The 16753-nt window shown below is 59.3% G+C and carries 10 protein-coding genes; 5 read left to right on the forward strand and 5 right to left on the reverse strand.

The window, feature by feature from the left end; genetic code table 11:
- Nucleotides 1–9 precede the first annotated feature (9 nt).
- Together NA78x_RS07110 and NA78x_RS07115 are read left to right on the forward strand one after the other, a co-directional pair.
- Entirely contained in the window at nt 10–2835 is a 2826-nt protein-coding gene (locus tag NA78x_RS07110) for a hypothetical protein (protein WP_425617736.1), read from the forward strand.
- A 90-nt stretch (nt 2836–2925) separates the two neighbouring features.
- Nucleotides 2926–4215 (forward strand): class I SAM-dependent rRNA methyltransferase, encoded by a 1290-nt coding sequence (locus tag NA78x_RS07115; RefSeq protein ID WP_425617737.1) that lies wholly within the window; start codon nt 2926–2928, stop codon nt 4213–4215.
- 1219 nt (nt 4216–5434) lie between these two features.
- Here the strand turns inward: NA78x_RS07115 and NA78x_RS07120 are convergent.
- From NA78x_RS07120 to NA78x_RS07135, 4 genes are all read right to left on the reverse strand, one after another.
- Nucleotides 5435–6115, reverse strand: a complete 681-nt coding sequence (locus NA78x_RS07120) for a hypothetical protein (protein ID WP_425617738.1) — start codon at nt 6113–6115, stop codon at nt 5435–5437.
- Between the two features lie 205 nt (nt 6116–6320).
- A complete protein-coding gene (gene trmB / locus NA78x_RS07125; RefSeq protein ID WP_425617739.1) occupies nt 6321–7007 on the reverse strand; it encodes a tRNA (guanosine(46)-N7)-methyltransferase TrmB in 687 nt (228 codons plus the stop codon).
- A 13-nt stretch (nt 7008–7020) separates the two neighbouring features.
- The gene (locus NA78x_RS07130) at nt 7021–7551 is read right to left on the reverse strand and encodes a 3-hydroxyacyl-ACP dehydratase FabZ family protein (RefSeq protein WP_425617740.1); all 531 of its coding nucleotides are present in this window, start codon (nt 7549–7551) and stop codon (nt 7021–7023) included.
- A gap of 102 nt (nt 7552–7653) precedes the next feature.
- The gene (locus tag NA78x_RS07135) at nt 7654–7752 is read right to left on the reverse strand and encodes a 50S ribosomal protein bL37 (protein ID WP_391484802.1); all 99 of its coding nucleotides are present in this window, start codon (nt 7750–7752) and stop codon (nt 7654–7656) included.
- 702 nt (nt 7753–8454) lie between these two features.
- On the opposite strand from NA78x_RS07135, the gene NA78x_RS07140 reads away from it, so the two are divergent.
- Nucleotides 8455–11004, forward strand: coding sequence for a TolC family protein (locus NA78x_RS07140; RefSeq protein WP_425617741.1), 2550 nt, complete (start codon nt 8455–8457; stop codon nt 11002–11004).
- Nucleotides 10946–11911, forward strand: a complete 966-nt coding sequence (locus NA78x_RS07145) for a helix-turn-helix transcriptional regulator (RefSeq protein WP_425617742.1) — start codon at nt 10946–10948, stop codon at nt 11909–11911. The genes NA78x_RS07140 and NA78x_RS07145 overlap by 59 nt, the downstream gene beginning before the upstream one ends.
- A 679-nt stretch (nt 11912–12590) precedes the next feature.
- Here the strand turns inward: NA78x_RS07145 and NA78x_RS07150 are convergent.
- Nucleotides 12591–14780 carry a prenyltransferase/squalene oxidase repeat-containing protein gene (locus NA78x_RS07150; protein ID WP_425617743.1) on the reverse strand — a complete coding sequence of 730 codons (2190 nt, stop codon included), beginning with the start codon at nt 14778–14780 and terminating at the stop codon, nt 12591–12593.
- A gap of 513 nt (nt 14781–15293) precedes the next feature.
- Here NA78x_RS07150 and NA78x_RS07155 point away from each other — a divergent pair.
- A complete protein-coding gene (locus tag NA78x_RS07155; RefSeq protein ID WP_425617744.1) occupies nt 15294–16745 on the forward strand; it encodes a hypothetical protein in 1452 nt (483 codons plus the stop codon).
- Nucleotides 16746–16753: the final 8 nt, after the last annotated feature.

The following is a 16753-nucleotide window of genomic DNA, read 5'->3' on the forward strand; positions in this document are numbered from 1 at the left end:
TTGAGCTTTATGATTCCCCTTCCCCTTACCATTCGCTATCGCGAACTGCCGCAGCATCAGCCCGTTGCCTGGCTGTTGCCCGGAGATGACGCGCACTGCTGGCTGGAAGAATGGTCTCGGTGGGGGCTTCCTCAGCAGGATTGGCAGATTGCCATCATCCCGGGTTGGGGCGCTTTGACGTTGCTTCCCGCGAAACTGTCTCCGCTGGTAACACCGCGCGCCGTGGCACTGGGCCGCGTGGGAAAGCGTCTCTTTCTGCCGCTGCATGCGGAACTGTTGCCTGCGATCACTCCGGACGAATTGGAAGAACTGTTGTCTGCCGAATTGGCTGCGGCCGTGTTTCATCCGAGTCGCGGATTGCTGGGGATTGCCCACGAATCGTTGCTGTCGATCAGCGATTTGCTGGCCCCGCCCATGCTCTGCGCCACCGAGTGGACGGCTGCTCAGCCCGGCGAAGCGCTCAACGAGCGACTGCACAGCGTGAGCGCGGCGCAGGAGATTTCGCTGCAAGACATCCTTCGCGCGGGGCAGGGAGACATTGGCAGCCAAGGGAACGATCCCAGCCAGTTGCCCGCGCGGCCCGGTGAACCAACGAATGGCATGGTCGAACAAGCCGGCCGGGCGATCTCGCAATCGCTGGCCAAGATGATCGGCGGGATTGCCAGCGGTCTTGCTAGCGCCGGACAACAAGGCCCGTCGAATCAAGCCGCAGCCAATCAAGGCCAGCAACCCAAGCCTGCTGCAGCCACCGGCACACAGGCCGCTGCTGGCGGTTGGCTGCAATCGTTGGCCAAGTGGGCCGAGAGCAAGGCGCAAGGAGCCTCGAAGCAGATCGACGAAATGCGGAACCGCGAGATCTTGCGGCTGATGCATTTGCTGCAGACCAATCCCGATGAAGGGCTGAAGTTTGCCTTGCCCTTTGGCGGCGCAGCGCATCGCGGTCTGACAAGTGCGGGCGGCTTCCTCGGCATGCGCGACGTCAATTTCAGCCTCGGGCGAATTCAAGGTGGCGGAGCAGCCGACTTCTGGAATCTCTCGGCCGACTACCAGGCCCAGCTGACAAAGCGGTATCGCGAACTGGCCAATCGCGAATTGCAACTCGCCCGCTATCGCCGCGCGGCGTACATCTTTGCCGAGTTGCTGGGCGATTTCCAATCGGCGGCATCGGCTCTGAAAAGTGGTGAGCATTGGCGAGAGGCGGCGGTTCTCTATCGCGATCGTTTGCACTGGCCCTTGCAAGCGGCCGAGTGCCTCGAGCGCGGCGGCTTGCTGCACGAAGCCATCGCCCTGTACGAACCGCTGCGTGAGCACGAAAAAATTGGTGACCTCTACCAGCGGCTCGAACTGCGCGAGCAGGCCCTGGCATCTTGGTCGGCGGCAGCAGCGAAGTACGAAGCCGGCTGCGACTATCTGCGAGCGGCGAAGTTGTTGGAAGCGAAGATCGAGCAGCCTGAAGAGGCAGCGAGCGTACTGCAGCGAGGCTGGGACGCGGGCAACAAGCCGCAGGAGTGTCTGGCCAAATTGTTCGATCTGTTTGCTCGCCGCGGTTATCACGACCTGGCCTATCAGCAGGTGAAGTCGTTTCGCGAGGACTGGTTTTCCGACAAGGTAGCCAATCACGCGACCGAAGCACTCGTGAATGTGGTGCGTACCTATCCCGACGAAAAGTTGCGATCGGTAGCGGCCGATACGACGCGTACAATCATCGCCGTTCATCTGCCGAGTGCGCCGGCAGCGCTCCGCACAAAGCTCGTCACCACGCTGCAGAATCTCGTTCCCACCGATCGCCTGCTGCTGCGAGACGGCCAGAGATACTTGCGCCAGCCAGTCACCACGATAGCACCAGCCAAGCCTGCAGGTCCGGCGCGAACGGCCCAACTGGTTCGCGAGTTTCAACTCCCCAAGGAAATCACTTGGCTGGCCGTTGTCGGCGAACGAGGCCACTTTTTCGCGATCGGCAAACGGGACAATCGCTTCGAACTGGGGCAGTTTAATTGGGAGGGAGAAACGACCATCGCCTCGCTTGGCCGTCCGTTGCCGCACGACATGAAAACGCCCCCGCAGATGGCAATGGATCCGCACGGATATGGCCCGCTGATTGTCTCGGTCGCCGGTCGCCGCCACGTCAATCACCTCAGGATCAACTCGCCCCAGCCGCCACAGCAGCGAATTCACTTTTGCGATAACGGCGTGAACGCACCGGCGGACGATCATTGCTACTTGGGACTTTGCTACGCCTTCGGCCGCGCGTTCTTTCTCGAACGCTCGGCGGCCACCGGCGATATCGTCGCAATTGGCCGGTCGTTGGAACCTCGTCAAACCATCGGGCCTGTGCAAACGACCTGGAAGTTGATTTCCCAGGATCGCGACAACCTGTTGATCGCCTCGCATGGCCGCAAAGACCTGTTGGCCGCCGGTTACAACAATCGCCTGCTGCTGGTGCGTGGCGAAAATGATTTCGAGTCCATCGACTTCTCGGGCAGCATCTTGCAGATCACCGGCTCGCTCCCCTTTACGCTTGCTCGTTTGGCCGTGGTGACTTGGGAAGGGACCTACATCCTTTGGTTGCAAGGCCGTCAGACGTCGCAGCCCATTCGCTTTGCCGAAGAACTGGCGACTCCGCAAGTTTGCTTCACCGGCAGCGGACGCCTCGTTGCCATCGGGGCCAATGGTGGCGAAATTTATGAAACGGCCGGCGGCAAACTCACGCTGCACAGCCGACTCCCCGCCCCTCAGCATAAGCCCCTCGCAGTGTTGCCCACCTCCGATGCGAACCGCTTTGGCGTCGTGACAACCACCGGCCTCGTCCGCGTGTATGAGATCGAAGGTCTGTAAGAGCGTTCGTCTCGCCAGCTTGACCCACCCTTCGGAATGGCCCTCGGACACGGTAAAATGAGGGTTTTGCTGCCCCAACAGAGTTTGCTCATGTCAGCCGATCTTCAGCCTGCGACCGATTCCGTGAGTAGCTCTGGCCTGCCTGTGGCGAGGGTTCATCTCAAGCCCAAGAAGGCCTTGCCGTTTTACGGGCGGCATCCTTGGGTGCTGGCCGGCGCCGTCGATCGCATCGAGCCTCTCACCTTGGCCGGCGAACACCTGGCAGCCGTCGATGGTCAGATCGTCGATTTGTATAACGAGCGGGGCAAGTTCATCGCCCGCGGCATGTACAACAACCACAGCCGCATTCGCGTGCGGCTCTTCTCGTGGCAAGAAGAAGTTCCGCTCGACGAAGCGTTCTTTCGTCGCCGCTTGCAAGCCGCGATTGCCATGCGGCAAGAACTGGGTTACGAGCTCACCGCCGAACAACGGGCAGCGGGTCGCAGCCGAAGTGAAACGGCCACACGCTTGGTCTTCAGCGAAGCCGATGGCCTGAGCGGACTCGTCATCGATCGTTACGGCGACTATCTGGTACTGCAACCCACCTCGCTGGGCATGCAACAACGGGCCGAGCTGCTCGTCCGCATCTTGCAGGACGAACTGCAACCCAAAGCGGTCATCCTCCGTGGCGAAAAGACTTCGATGCAACTCGAAGGGATGGAAGCCGCCGCCGATCGCCACTGGGGCGAACTGCCCACAGCCCCCATCGTCATTCGCGAGAACGGCATCGCCTACGAGGTCGATCTCAGCGAAGGGCAGAAGACCGGCTTCTATCTCGACCAGCGTGATAACCGCGTGGTCGCTGCCCGCTATCTGCAAGGTCGCAAAGTGCTCGACCTGTTCTGCTACACCGGCGGCTTCGCGCTCAATGCCGCCAAAAACGGCGCTGCCGAAGTGCTCGGCATCGACGGCAGCAAAAAGGCCGTTGCTCAGGCCCAGCGGAATGCCGAACTGAATGGCCTCCCGGCAAAGTTCGAAGCGGGCGATGGTTTTCAAACGCTCGACCGGATGATGGCTGACGGCCAAAAGTTCGACGCCGTCGTCCTCGACCCGCCCAAGTTTGCTCGCAGCCGCAGCGGCGTGAACTCCGCACTTCAGGCCTATCATCGCCTCAATCGCTCTGCCGTGGCCTTGTTGCCTCCTGGCGGCATTCTCGTCACGAACAGTTGCTCGGGTACGGTCTCGCCAGAAGACTTCCGCTTGATGCTCAGCGGCGTCGCCCAAAAATCGGGTCGCGATATTCAGATTCTCGAGCAACGCGGCGCTGCCGCCGACCATCCCGTCGCCGCCACCTGCCTCGAAACCGAATACCTCAAGTGTTTCATTTGCCGTGTCTCCTAACTCACTCCGTCATCACTCCCTCTCCTCGGTACACGTGGTACTCCACAATGAAACGTGGAGAGGGTTGGGGTGAGGGGCCCACCCCGCAGCAACCTCCGACCATCTCGCCTCCTCTGATAACCACTTTTGATAACTTTTTCGTTCATTTGTTCGCGATAACCGTTTTCTCTAACTCGCGATCTTGCTGAGTGTTGCGTCAACAACCCAGCTCATTCTGACGAATCGCTGATAACCATTTGATAACCAGTTGTTATCTTTGCCTATCTCCACTCTCTTGCCCCGTTGGCCCGCCGCTTCAGTGAGGGGAATTCACTGCGCTGGTGGGGCCTCTCTCGACCATCATCAAAACGTCCAACAACCGCCGGGGTTTTTGGACGCGTACCGACTCTTTTGTTTGGGCGGAAGTGGCTGCCTGTAGATCACTTGCGACTTTCAGACAACTTTGGCATCTCACTCTTTTTGTCTAACAACCGGGCCAGTTCTTGGCCAGGCTTGGGAACGATCGATCCGTTGGCGTCGCGAACCAATTCCCACCATCTTTCACGAAAACCTCGACGCCACATCGGCGCGCAGCTTTTCCGTTGCTTACGAAGATTCAATCCACCAAACTAAGCAAGAGCAGTCGGGAATTATCGCAATCTGTCGTTCGGTTGTCAAGTATCTGTGAATCAATTATTTATAACAAATGTATCGAATTGCGATGAAGCCTCTCTTTCAAAATCTTGGCATCGATTGCTGGCAGCACCGAGGGCCGCGGCTCGGAACCAGCGATTTGTGCTTTTGTCTGCATCAAAGCCGCCAGGAAGCCGGCCAGCCATTGCTAACGGCCTTGGATGAACTCCTGACCGCCGCGACTCCGGTTCAGCGTACACTTTCGCTGCGACCATCCACTCGCCAGCACAGCCTGGCGACGATCCGGTTGAGGCTGGTCGAGCCGCGCGACGATCTACGGGTCTTGCATCTTGGCGCAGTAGAGAATGCGCTGGTCATCGAGATGACAACCACGGGGCACGGTATCTTAAGAGGTGGAATAACTGCTTGGCTGGCAGGTGGCGAAGACTTTGGCATTTCGCCGACTCATGCCAGGCTGCGAAAATGCGATTACGGAGCTCTCGACCAAGCCTCGGGCGAGCTCTGGTTTTGGGGCCCGGTCACAACACCTTAGCGCAAATTCCATGCGTCTCGTATTCGGTATGGCAACCGAATCCCGAGCAGGTCCCTACGGATATCCCCGGTAGTAATCAGACCGGCCGTGCTTGTCGTAGCTCGGGTAATAGCCGTCGGTCCAAGGCTGAGCGTAGTTCCGATTCTGATTGCCCCAGCCTCCGCCAGGCGCACCGCCGCCACCGTTCCAGGCACCGCCGTTGCCAGGTCCCATCGGCCCGACAGGACCGGGCCCGTTCGGAGCCATGGGACCATTGGGGCCCATCGGTCCATTGGGACCTACGCCACCATTTGGCCCCCATCCGCCGCCCCAGCCACCTCCCCAACCCCCGCCCCAGCCTGGCATGCCCACACCAATCGGGCCGAGACCGCCGAAGGGAGGGCCCCATTGATCGTAGGGTACCGAGAACGGTCGATACGGGAATCGCCATTCTTCGTACGGGCGAACAGGGCGGCCCCATTCTTCGACGACGTGCAAGTTATCTGCGCCGCCGAGGCCTTGAATGGTGCTGCGAAAATGCCGATAGCCGCTCCGCATGTAATCGGGCCGGTGATAGTAATAGAACGGACCAATCTCGGCGTATTGCGTCACGCGTTGCCCGGTCGACATATCGTGCGAGTAAAACGACGGAGCGGTGATCCAGTCGGCAGCAACGGCAGGCAGCGCACCGGCGATGAGCAGTAGCGCCCATGCGAGCGCTGGACCGACCACCGAGGCGCGAAATGAAGCAACCATGAGAGCGTACCCGGAACAGGGCTGTTAAGAAGAGTTATCTTCCAGCCTAATTGGGTCGCGCGGCTTGCCTAGCAAATGCCAGATGCGGCGAGCAAGTTAGCTCAGATTCCGCCCGCTGCGAGTAAGAAGTGCCGAACTTAGCGATGTTAACTTCGCTGGACGGGCCGATTGTCGGACTTATGCCGGCTGTGCGGGCAAAGAACGGTTACGACGAAACCAGCCCGCTCTGTTCAAACGCGTGCTTCTCGAATTCCGAGCGATACACGGGCAGCTCATGCAGCCGCATGCGGCGTTCGAAGTGGGTGCGATAGTCGAGATTGTGTTCGGCCGGCGACTCCGGCACGGCGAGTGGCCCCACCAGCTTGCCCGCCGGATGCGGCGGCAACTGCGCCATCAGTTCCATCGTGGTTTGAAAATACTCTTCGACGTCGGTCCAAAAATGAAGCTTGCCGCCGGGGACCAGCGTGCGAATGACGTCGTGCAAGAACAACTCGTTCATCACCCGGCGACGACGGTGCCGCTTCTTCCACCAGGGATCGGGAAAGTAAACGTGTACGGCGTGCAGCGAATTGTCGGCAACCCACTCGCGAAAGAAGGCGAGTGCATCTCCTTGAGCCATCAGCGCGTTGGTGCGTTCCGCGCGAGCCAGACGTGAGGCAGCAAAGCGGGCATACTTCGTTGCCACTTCCACACCGAAAAAGTCGTGCTCGGGCCGCGCGCCGGAAGCGCTCAGCATGAACAGGCCTTTGCCACTACCAACTTCGACTTCGACCGGCGCGATGCGGCCAAAGTGCTGAGCCGGCGCGAAGGGCTTGGGCAACTCACTGGCGGTGAGCAAATGGCGGCTGAGATCCAGCGTGGGATCGATCTTTGGCAGAGCACGTCGGCCCACAGCATGGTCCTGCTTATGCCTTGGCGCCGCGTTTTTGCTGATACTCTTGCAAGGCAGAAACCGGAATCGGTACGCCCTTGAGAGTTCCTTCGATGCACAGGCGGTCTTCGACCGCGCCCTGGAACGTGCAGACGATCATCCGCCCGCGGCGCACTTTTTCCAGCTTGCACATCACGATAAAGCGATCGCCCGGAAAGACCGGATCGCGAAAGCGGACTTCTTCCAGCCCGCCGAAGCCAACGATGTCACTGCCGAGCAGATCGTACTTTTGCGTCACAAAGCTGCACAGCTGGGCGATCGATTCCAGCATGACCACGCCGGGCATAATGGCCAGCTGAGGAAAGTGGCCGCGCACCCAGAAGTCGTCGTTCGACGTGTCTTTGTAACCGACGCTCAAATAACTGGTTTCGTTGACATGGACAACGGCCGTCAGCTGCTCCATTTCGTAGCGCTGCGGATTGTACTTACGAATCTCCTCCAGCGTCGCCATGGGGCGGCTGAAATCGACTGTCGACAAATCAACCAGAAAGTTTTGCTGGGGCACTGCGTCATCCCTTCCCTAACGCGGACGAACCACGGAACTGCTCAGAGAGGTTTACGAAGCAAGTTCGAGGGCTGGCTGGCGGGGTTGGCGAAAAGCGAGGTCTTAGGTGCGGACGAGTTTCCGCTTGGCACGCTTGGCCTTGCCGTTGGCAGGGCGCTTGCCGTGATTCGCTTTTTTCGTGGCACGATGGGGCTTAGCCATGGATACACCTGTTCGGGCGCAAGTCCGCTGCCTTAGCCGGGTTACCAACCGTGGGTAACTCTGTCCGCGCGAGCTGGCAGCGTCTGCGATGCAAATTTGAATCCATCAAGCTACCACGTGCAGGCAGTCTGCGAAAGGCCAATCACCAACCTGCTGGCTGTAAGCTGGTAGAGAATAGGTCAGCCTTTGCGATGACTTCCGGCGTGCGTTCTTGCCAGCCAGCGGTAGCGAGGTGGATTATCGAACACCGCGCTCCCGCAGTCTCATCCAGAGCTTCCGACTCCGTTTCTCGTTCCCTCTAAATCCGGGCCGCTGCCCTGTGCAACGACGACCGCGGCGACCACTACTACCTACCTGCCAGCGTGAATGCCTGCCGGTTCGCTGGCCGATATTCGTCGCTGGCAATACTCTCGGTGGTCTGGGAAAGCCAGGCGAATGCCAGCAGGCAACTGGCGGAAGAAATACCTAACGATTCCGTCGTTTAGCGAAAGTTTGCGGGTTAGGGGGTCGATAACTCCTCCAACGATTTCCTCGAATCGGGCGTGCGCCGTGCGCAGCGTCTGACGTGAGATCGCTCAGGGGGGCCTGAGTACATCAATTCTGCCAGCACGCATTGCATCCGCTTTGCGCTCGCTGGTGGCAGGTCCTGACTGAACGAACTCCGTTGGCTGCTGACGGTAACTCCTGAGGAATGGGGAAGCGATGACCCGCCGCATTCAATCTTGGCGCTGGCTACTTGTTGGAATGGTTGTCACCTTGAGTGGCTGCCATCCGACTCAGCCTTTCTATCTGCACGAAGATGGCGACCTGTCGCACTACATTGGCAAGGCGACGCAACAGGAAACGCCCGACCTGCAGGCTCCTCCGAATCCGGAGGCTTCGCAGTCGCACGCGCCGCTCACCTTGAGCAATCCCGAGTACCAAGAGATTTGGGAGCTCTCGCTGGAAGAGGTCGTCTCGATCTCGTTGGCCAACACCAAGCTGGTCCGCGGTGGTCAGCCGGTCCGTTTGCAAAACGGCACCCTGTTCGCTGGTACGCAAGAAGGCAACTTGCTGCAGCTTGGTAGCCGGTCGTTCAACACGATTTACAACCCGGCGATTCAGGAATCGAATCCCGGCTTTCAAAACGATGGTGCCACGGTCGATGGCGGCACGAACAATTCGCAGCTTGGCGTGGAAGCGGCCCTGTCGGCCTTCGATGCCCAGCTGAGCATCGTGGGTAACGGCCCTGGTGGTGCGAACGCGTTCCTCAACTACACCGACCGTCCTCGTAACATCACTTCGGCCAACCCGACGTTCCCCTTCATCACCAAAACGGTCGATGGCGGTTTGACCTCGTCGATCAGCAAGCAATCGGCTGAAGGTACGACCTACACCGTCCGCAACAACACCCAGTACAACCGCGGTTTCAACTTCGGCCAGAACGTGCAACCCCTCATCAGCACCTGGACGACGACGATGGAAGTCGAAGCTCGTCACCCACTGCTCCGCGGTCGTGGCACGCTAATCAATCGCATGCCGGTGGTGATTGCCCGTATCGGCAACGATATCGAAATCCTCAACCTGCAAGGTCAGCTGCAGGACATGCTCAACAACATCGAAGTCCGCTACTGGGACTTGTACCTGTCGTACCGCAACCTGGAGACCGCCAAGATCGGTCGCGATAGTGCCCTCATCACCTGGCGGATTGTGTACGCCAAGTTCAAGGGTGGCAAAGAAAACCTGCAAGCCGAAGCTCAGGCTCGCGAACAGTACTATGCCTTCCGCGCTCAGGTCGAAACGGCCCTGCGAGAACTGTACAACAACGAAAACGAACTGCGCCTGCTGATGGGTCTGACGGCCACCGATGGCCGCCTGATTCGTCCGAAGGATGATCCGAACTTGGCTCGCGTCAACTTCGACTGGTCGGAAATCATGGCCGAGTCGATTGCTCGTCGCCCCGAACTGCTCAGCAAGCGTTGGGAAATCAAGCAACGCGAACTGGAACTGATCCTCGCCCGCAACCGCCTGCTGCCGCAGTTGGATGTCGGTGCTGTGTATCGCTGGGTTGGTCTCGGCGATGACTTGATCAACGCCGATCGCAACGGCCTGAACTTCCCGCAGCCAGGCTCGACCGCGGTCGACGAACTGACCGAAGGAAACTATCAGGAATGGGGGCTATTCGGCTCGCTCAACATCCCGATCGGCTTCCGCCGCGAATTGGCCGGTGTCCGTCACGCTCAGCTGCGACTCGCTCGCGAGAAGGCTGCCCTGGACGATATGGAACTCGACGTGAACGTCGGTCTGTCGAAGGCCGTGCGTAACCTCGACGCCAACTATCACTTGGCCCAAACCAACGCCAATCGTTGGGTGGCCGCTCAGACCGAAGTGGAAGTGGTGCAGAACCAGTACGAAGGTGACCTCGTCACCCTCGACCTGGTGCTCGAAGCTCAACGTCGCCGGGCTCAAGCTCAGAACGCCTTCTGGGTCTCGGTGGCCGAATACAACAAGTCGATCGCCGACCTGCACACTCGTAAGGGTTCGATCCTCGAATACAACGGCATCTGCATGGAAGAAGGCCCCTGGCCAGAAAAGGCTTACTTCGACGCTCTGCAACGTGCTCGCGAACGTGACGCCGGCATCTACTTCGACTATGGCTGGACTCGCCCGAGCGTGATCAGCCGTGGCGAAACGCCTTCGTCGACGGGTGCTCTGCACACCACCACCATCGAAGGTATGCCCAGCGAAGTAGGCTTCGAACAACTGCCCGAAGCATCGCGAGTGCGAGCCATCGAAACCGGTTCGAGCGAAGCGGCTGATCCGGCTCCGATGATCGAAGAACCATCGCTCCCTTCGGCACCGGCCGCAATGCCGAGCTACAACGAAGCCACCTCGGCCAAGCCAAAACCAGTGGTTGCTCCTGTCGCTGCTGCAGTTCCGGTTGCGGCAGCTCCGGTGGCTCGCACCGCCAGCAACGGCAATCCACTGCGAGGAGCAGCCGCTCCTTCGCTGCGTCGTGAGACTTCGGTTGCCAATGCGATTGGTACCGGCACCAATGAAACGGGTAGCTCGACGGGCATCATGTCGTCGGCTGTGAAGCGAGATGCGAAGGTGGCGCCCGCCGGATATACTCCAGCGTCTACCTCCTCGGCCCCGAACTACGAATCCTACTTCAGTGGTCAAGACACCGTCGCTAACGAAGATTCGTCGAGTGGTGAAACTGCTCGGAATGCTCCAAGGGGGACAGGCGTACAACGCCCAGGCTCTCGCTGAGTTGTGCGGAGTAACGCGGCGCACGATCTTTCGCGATCTGGAAGCCTTGCGTAATGCCGATGTCCCGCTCCACTACGACGAGGAGCGGGGCAGTTATCAGATTCCGGGGCACTTCTTTCTGCCCCCGACGCAATTCACCACTGAAGAAGCGTTCGCGATGCTGGTGCTGTGCCGGCAACTGGGAGATCGGCGGACGATTCCCTTCTATGCCGCAGCTCAATCGGCGGCCGATAAACTGGCCAACACCCTGCCGCAGCGTTTCGTTTCTTACTTGCGCAGTGTGGCGGGAGCGGTGCGCATTCGGCTCGATGCCACCAACTCGCTCGCCGGGCAGGAGCGGATTTACGAGCAATTGCTGACGGCCATCTCGGTTCGCTGCTGCGTCCGCATTCGTTACGAAAGCTTGCACGAACAGCGGCAGATTCAAACCAAGTTGCATCCGTACCGGCTGCTGTTTCACCAACACAGCTGGTACATCATTGGCCGCTCGTCGTTGCATCGCGAAGTGCGGACGTTCAACGTCAGCCGCATTCGCAAGATTCAATTGCTCGACGATCCGCTGCGAATGCCCAAGAACTTTCGGATCGAAAGCCACCTGCGCAATGCCTGGCGGCTCAATCCCGAACCGGGGCCCGACCGGCACGTGACCATTCGCTTCAGCCCGAAGGTCGCACGCAATGTGGAAGAAGTGAACTGGCATCAAACCCAGCAGACCCGCCAGCTCGACGATGGCTCGCTCGAGTTCAAGGTCACCGTCTCGGGCTTGCAAGAGATCAGTTGGTGGATTCTGGGCTATGCCGACGAAGCCGAGGTCATCGAGCCGCTCGAACTGCGCGAGATCATTCGCGAGCGGGCCGAACGCCTGCTGGCTAACTATCAGAAGCCGCCCCAAGTGGATCGCGGCTAAAGGCTGGTAGGTCACATCGGCTCGATGTGACCTGGAATGCCAATGGTGCGTCGACTCGCGCACCAGAATTGGCGTTTGACAAAGAATCACGCCTCCGGCAGATTCCAGGGTGTTTCCGTCTTCGCGTCAGAGCTGGAGCTGGTTGGCGGCACAGCGGAATCGGGACTGCCCGGGATCCGAAAGGAATCGGCGGGTTGAGTTTGGTTTTGTCGGATTTCTCGTCAGTGTCGCGAGACGGTCGGATGTGTTCAATAATTGAACACGTCATGAATAAAACAAGATTGCTAAGTGGTTGTCAAAAATGAAGTATTACAAGAGTAAGTTTACACGGCAATGGAAGATATTCGTCCATTATGAATTAGTGTTGGAGGGGCAGCGGGCGAAGCAGCAAATTGCCCAGTTTGCCAAAAAGTGGTTATCAAACGGTTATCGCGCGAACGCCGAATTCGGGGGCAAATAACCGGTCAGAAACGCGGCAAACAATTGCGGCGGCGAGACTTCGGACGAGGCGGGTGATTTTGAAAAAAAGCGCGAAAAGGTTATCAAACAGGAGGTGAACAGTGGTGTTCAGCAGACCTAGGAATCGGGAGCAGGTAAGGGCGAAGAGTTCGCCCCTCGTGATTTCGCCAGCGAGCGCTGAAAAGGTGAGCGGGGTGCTGTGATGAGGCGGGACGCTGGCTTACTTCAGCGATTCGATCTTGTGCTTGTACAGCGGCATGTGCCGGTAGTAAGCCTCGAGCATGTAGATCGAGAGGCAGGTGACATAGAGGCGGCCACCGTGCTGGCCCCAGCGGTCGCCCGAGGGGGACCAGCTGCCGGCTTCGTTGCCGGTCTTTACTTGCGCCTGCGGCACCGTTTGAATCATCACCTGGTTCCACTGCTTCCAATGGGAACCGCCCATGTGATGTGCCGCTTGAGTGGCGTAGTACCAGTAGTAGACGTTGGCGTCGTTGTAATCGATGGGATTGGCGATGACGTAGTTCAGGCCTTGGATCATGCGCGGGTCGTCGTGCTTCCAGCCCAGATACTGGCGACAGAGCAGGCCTTCGGCGGTCATGGTGAGCGTTTGCTCCATGCCCGGCTTGTACATGTACATGCTGCCGCCGCTGGTCTGCACGCGGTCCAAAAATTCGTTGATCAGGCCCACATTGGGGCTGGGAACTTCGAGGCCGGCCATCATGCCGCTTTGCAGGGCCATGACATACCAGCCGGTGACCGAAGTATCGGAATCGATCTTCGGTTCGTAGCGCCAGCCACCTTCTGGAGCTTGGGCACGAATGGCGAAGTCGATGGCCTTTTGAGCGACCGGACGATACTGCTCGTCCTTGGTCATGCCGTAGATTTCGCAGGCGGCAATGGTCGCCTGAGCTTGAGCGTACAGGCGATGATGGTGGGCCGCGTCGCACTCGAAGAAGCCGTCGGCATTTTGGAAAGCCTTGAGAGCCTTCCAGCCATTCTCGACTTCCTTCTTGAAATCGCCCGTCTTGTGCGTGTTGCCGGCGCCTTGAAAAGCGAGCAGCGCCATCGCGGTGGCCGAGACCTTATTCTCGACGCCGGCGGTATCGGAGAAGGGCCCCGTCAGGCTCCAACTGCCGTCTTGCTTTTGATTCTTCTTGAGCCAGAGCAGGCCTTTGCGAACCGATTCTTCGGTCGTGGCATTGCCACCATAGGCGGCGAGCAGAGCTTTCTTCGAGCCCGCTTCGCGACCATTGAGGGCCATGCCGATGGACGGAGCTTCGATGGAATCGACTGCGACATTCGCATCGACGCTGGTTGCGATCTCGATCGGCGGCGCCGCCAGCGGATCGTCGACCGGCTTGTCATCGAACGACAAGGCCGGATCGAGAATCTCCATATTCAAAGACTCGGGCGATTGCAGCTGGTCGTCGATAATCTGCTCGCCCAGTTTCTCGGCAAAGACTGGTTCCGATTCGATCTCGATCTGGTTGTTGATTATCAGAGGAATGGTCAGCAGCGCCAGAATGATCAGCATCACCATGTGAACGACCAGGCTGATCATCCACGGCGGAGCGCCCTTGATGACCTTCTCGGTCGGATCTTTCGGCGGCGCGTCGGCAGGTGTTTCGGCGTCGACTTTGGGCTTGTCGTCCTTCGGTTTGACGGGAGCGAGTACTGGTCGCACGCCCGGCGAAGGGACGGTTGGTCGATTGGGCGCGGGAGCCAGAGTAGCCGTGTTGCCGGCCGGAACTGCTTGGGGCTGGACCGGCCGAGGTGCTGTTGGGGCGGCCTGAAGAGCGGCAGGTTGCACCGGTCGAGGTTGCGACACGGGCACAGGAGCCGCAGGTTGAACCGGCCGGACCGTGACCGGCACAGGTGCGGCCGGCTGAACAGGAGCCATGGGAGATGGCATTGCAACCGGAACCGGCATGGGGGCGGCTACGGGCACCGGCTGCGGAGCATAATTTGTGGGGAAGGCCTGAGCGGGCGGCGGGGGCGCGTACGGATTGGCCGGAAAACTTGGCTGTTGAGGATAGCCCGGCTGCTGAAAACCGGGTTGCTGGAAGCCAGGTTGTGGAAAGCCAGGCTGCTGAGGCTGGGGATAACCCGGTTGAGCATAGCCAGGCTGCGGATAGGCCGGCTGGCCATAGCCGTTGTTCGGTGCACTAGGCTGGGCGTAGTAGGCCGGCTGTTGGGGAGCCGGAAAGCCCGGCTGCGGTGGATAGCCGGGCTGTTGATACCCTGGTTGTGGGTAGCCAGGCTGTTGGGGCGGATATGGTTGCTGACCGTAAGCGGGTTGGCCGTAGCCTGGAGCGCCGGGAGTTGGAAACGGAGCAGGCGGGGGCGGAAAGCCGGCGCCTGCGGGCGGCGTTTGGGGCGTTCCTTGCCGAAACGGATCAAATTTTGCCATGGAAACCCGTCCCTTGTCCGTCCGTCAGTGTCGCTGAATCACACGCCAAAACACAGCCAATTTTCTCGATCCAAATCCCTCGGCAAGCGTTCCAGATTCGCAACTGCTATCGCTGCTTATTCCCAATTGACTACAGGCAGTAGCCTGCAAGCTGGGCGGCGGCAAGAACGGACGCCACACCGTAGCATCGTGAGCCCGGTAAAACGTCGATTGCTGCCACCCTTTTTGAGTGTAACTGTCAGAGAAACGAGCGCCAAGCAAGAACCGCGTAACCCCCAGGGATTAACGCAACTGCTGCCGCTTCTAGGGATTGAAGCGGTTGGCCCCAATCACTGGCGAGGAGGTGTCGAAAAGGATGCCATGGTCGTCACTTCAAACGACTTGACCCGGCATTCGTACTCATCGGCATTTTCAGGTGACCCAACTTCCATTGCACGAAAAGGGTTCGGTCACTACTATCCCGCAGCGATCGTTCCCTCGGCAAGTTCATCGGTATCCCCCGGAATCGGCTCCGTGATTCGCTCCTCGGCAACTACCTGGCAGTTCACCTCGCTCGGCGTCATCACGCTGACGTTGGTCGCTGGCTGCGCCTTGCCGGGACTGGGCTCGAAGAAGCACGAAGACCTGCTCAAGTCGCTCGCCGCCGACGAACAGGAAACAGGATTTTCGCCGCCACCCGAATTGATTCGCGAGCCAAGTCCGTACCCGACGGCCGTCCCACCGGGCAGCGTGCCGGCAACGACAGCCAAAGTCGAACAGGCTCCCCAGCAATCTCCAGCGCAAACCGCTTATCCCTCGCCCCAGCAAACGATTGCCGCGTCGATACCACCATCGGGCCAACCACCGATTCAACAACCGCAGGCGATGGTCGCTCCTCAGGCCTATCAGGCTCCGCGACAACAAACCAGCAGCACGCCACGCGAAACGTACTTGCCGGTGTCGCCTCCCTCGCCGACCGAAACCGCGGTGCAAGCCACGCTGAACTCCAGCGCCCTGCATTGGCCGGTCAATCAACCACTGGGAAGCTTGAACACACTGACTCAGCCTGCACTTGTGCAGACGACAGTGTCAGCGGTCGTTCCTTCGTCAACGACATCGGCACGATCATCAGCGAGCAGCGAAGTCGCTCTGGTCTCGCATCAGCCTGAGAATGTCAAGCCGCAATCGCCGGCCAGCGATCCAACACTCGCGTCAACTTCGCCCGGTGAAGCTGCGGCATCCAAGACCGAACTAGAACCTCTTGAAACGCTTTGTCAGAAGCACATCGCGGCACTCGAGCGGGAGATTCAACAGCGGCTTGAGCGCAAAGATGAAACCGAAGTGCCGGCATTGCGACAGAAGCTTCGTCTGCTGCAGTTGATCGCCGATCGCAACGACGATGCGGTAGACAAGGTCGAACAGTTGCCGCCAGCCGAGCGAGAAGCGTTCAAGCAGATGATGTTCGCCCTGAGCACCTGGCTCTCTCCCGAAGAGGCCAAGCGAGCCAGCTTGCGCAACGCCAAGATTCTGCGGTCGCTGCAGGAAGTGAACAACAGTCTCTCTGCAGCCAGTAAGCTCGATCTGTCGAACCTGATGTTCTGCGAGAAGGTCGAAAGCTTTGGCTGGTACACCGAGTTCTCACGAGCCGAGTTCACACCCAAGCAACAAGTGATTCTGTACGTCGAAGTGCAGAACTTCGCTGCGGAAGAGAAGACAGCCAGCTCGTTCGAAACCGAGTTGCAGGGCTCGTATCAGATTTATGATGCTGCGGGGAATCTCGTCGACGAGCGTCAATTGCCACTCGATCGCGAAATCTGTCGCAACTATCGCCGCGACTACTTTCTGGCCTATCGAATTCATCTGCCCGGCGAATTGACTCCCGGCAAGTATCGCCTGGAACTGAACATTCTCGATCTGAAGGCCAAGCAAGACTTCAAAGGTCGCAAGCAGGGCGAAGCGATGATTGAGTTCGCAATCAAGAGCTAGGGCGAGTC

Source organism: Anatilimnocola aquadivae, assembly GCF_049819085.1.
In the GTDB taxonomy this organism is placed as follows: Bacteria; Planctomycetota; Planctomycetia; order Pirellulales; family Pirellulaceae; genus Anatilimnocola.

Bases quoted from the DNA above. Each gene is read 5' to 3' on its own strand.
- NA78x_RS07110 (WP_425617736.1), top strand. From the start codon at position 10: ATGATTCCCCTTCCCCTTACCATTCGCTATCGCGAACTGCCGCAGCAT.
- NA78x_RS07115 (WP_425617737.1), top strand. From the start codon at position 2,926: ATGTCAGCCGATCTTCAGCCTGCGACCGATTCCGTGAGTAGCTCTGGC.
- NA78x_RS07120 (WP_425617738.1), bottom strand. From the start codon at position 6,115: ATGGTTGCTTCATTTCGCGCCTCGGTGGTCGGTCCAGCGCTCGCATGG.
- NA78x_RS07135 (WP_391484802.1), bottom strand. From the start codon at position 7,752: ATGGCTAAGCCCCATCGTGCCACGAAAAAAGCGAATCACGGCAAGCGC.
- NA78x_RS07140 (WP_425617741.1), top strand. From the start codon at position 8,455: ATGACCCGCCGCATTCAATCTTGGCGCTGGCTACTTGTTGGAATGGTT.
- NA78x_RS07150 (WP_425617743.1), bottom strand. From the start codon at position 14,780: ATGGCAAAATTTGATCCGTTTCGGCAAGGAACGCCCCAAACGCCGCCC.